Origin of the sequence: Brachyspira catarrhinii, from assembly GCF_005518285.1 — a bacterium.
In the GTDB taxonomy this organism is placed as follows: domain Bacteria; phylum Spirochaetota; class Brachyspiria; order Brachyspirales; family Brachyspiraceae; genus Brachyspira; species Brachyspira catarrhinii.
On record NZ_SJDU01000386.1, the window covers coordinates 1 to 2,066 of the forward strand.

The 2,066-nt window shown below is 34.1% G+C and carries 2 protein-coding genes; both read right to left on the reverse strand.

The genetic code is table 11. From position 1 onward, the window contains the following. Positions 1–352: 352 nt before the first annotated feature. Complete coding sequence (locus EZH24_RS14215) at positions 353–496, reverse strand: hypothetical protein (RefSeq protein ID WP_161976146.1); 144 nt, start codon at positions 494–496, stop codon at positions 353–355. A gap of 55 nt (positions 497–551) precedes the next feature. Continuing rightward, positions 552–2,066 (reverse strand): AAA family ATPase (locus tag EZH24_RS10765; RefSeq protein WP_137999120.1); only part of this gene is annotated, 1,515 nt, incomplete at its 5' end.

The window sequence follows — 2,066 nt, forward strand, 5'->3', positions numbered from 1 at the left end:
GTAAACATAAACTTGAAAAAAGTTTAAAGTGAAGCGCTCGGCTCGGCTCGGCTCGCGCGAATTTGTTTTATAATAGTTTTATTTAATTTAATCATAGGAAAAATTATACAATATTTAGAATTTTTGTCAACACTTTAAAATAAAAAAAATTAAAAATTGATTGCTTCGGCGAGCCTCGCAATGACATGCATTATTTTGTCATTGCGAGAGAGTGAAACAAGCGAAGCAATCTAAATATACACAGAATAGATTACTTGGCGTCTGCCCGACTTTGTCGCGGACTTTTCAAGTCCTCATAATGACAATAAATAATATCGTATAAAATTAGGAACTCAATTGGTAAATAAAAAAATTATAATTTTTCATCGGCTATAAATTCTTTATACTTCTTTATAGCCTTTCGCATGATTTCGTTTTCCGCTATTAATTCGTCTTCGATTTCTTCCAGATTATCAGTAGTAAAGAATTTCATCCAAGTTATAAAATCTTTATTCATTTTATCTCATTAAATTAATTTACCAAATAATCAACTTTTACTTTACAGGTGGCAGTTATCTCGATAATTCTTTATCTTCCACTTTTAGAGGTTTGGAGTAAGAAAACATTAAAGTTCCGCCATGACTGTCGACATTTATAATATCTCCGTCAACGATATGCCCAAATAAAATTTCGGCGCTTATATAATCTTCAATTTCCTTCTGTATCGCTCTTCGCAAACTTCTCGCTCCGTATTTTTTGTCAAAACCCTTGTCGATTATATAAAGTTTCGCTTCGTCCGTCAAATTAATTATTATGTCTCTGTCTTTAATCGATTCGTTCAATTCTTTAAGCATTATGTCTATGATTTCTTTCAAATTTTCTTTTGTGAGAGTATGGAAAACTATAATATCGTCAATTCTATTCAAAAATTCGGGATTAAAATTCTGTTTCAATTCTTCCAAAGCGAAATTCTTTATATCGTTAGCGTCTTTTTCTTCTCCGATTGCGTTGAATCCCAAAGAACTTCCTTTAACTATATCTCGCGCTCCAAGGTTGCTCGTTATTATGATTATCGTATTTGAAAAATCCACTTTTCTGCCAAAGTTATCGGTAAGCTGTCCTTCTTCTAAAACTTGCAAAAGTATATTTGTCACATCGGGATGAGCTTTTTCAATTTCGTCAAACAATATCAAAGAATAAGGTTTTCTCCTCACTTTTTCGGTAAGTCCGCCGCCTTCTTCATAACCTATATAACCAGGAGGCGCTCCGATTAATCTGCTAACTGCAAATTTTTCCATGAATTCGCTCATATCGATTCTGATTAACGCGTCGCTATTTCCAAACATAAACTCCGCCAAAACTTTTGCAAGCGCGGTTTTTCCCACTCCCGTAGGTCCTAAGAATATAAAACTTCCTAAAGGTCTTTTTGAGGCTTTGAGTCCCGCTCTACTTCTTCTAATCGCTTTAGAAATAGAAGAAATTGCCTCTTCCTGTCCGACCACTTTTTTATGCAATTCTTCTTCCATATCGATAAGTCTTTTGCTTTCGGCGTTAAGAAGTCTTTTAACGGGAATATTAGTTATTTCGGATATTACATTTCTTATATCGTCTTCTTCGATTAAAGTTTGTATTTTATCTCTTTCTTCTCTCCATTTTTTTTGTTTTTCGGCAAGTTCGTTTTTCAAATCGTCTCTTTTATTTTTCCAAATTTCCGCGTCTTCAAACGCAAGCATATCGGCGCATTTTTGTTTTTCTGCGTCAAATTCTTTTATTTGCTCTTCCATTTCCTTAAATTCGGCGGGCATAGTCATATTGATTAATCTCGCTCTCGAACCCGCTTCGTCTATCAAATCTATCGCTTTATCAGGCAAATATCTTTCGGTTATATATCTTTTGCTTAAAACTACCGCCGCGTTTATTGCCCCGCTCGTATATTTAACATTATGATGCTCTTCGTATTGCGATTTTATTCCGTTTAATATTTCGATAGTGTCTTCAATATTAGGCTCTTCCACAGTTACAGGCTGAAATCTTCTAACCAAAGCTCCGTCTTTTTCTATATATTTTTTATATTCGTTAATGGTTGT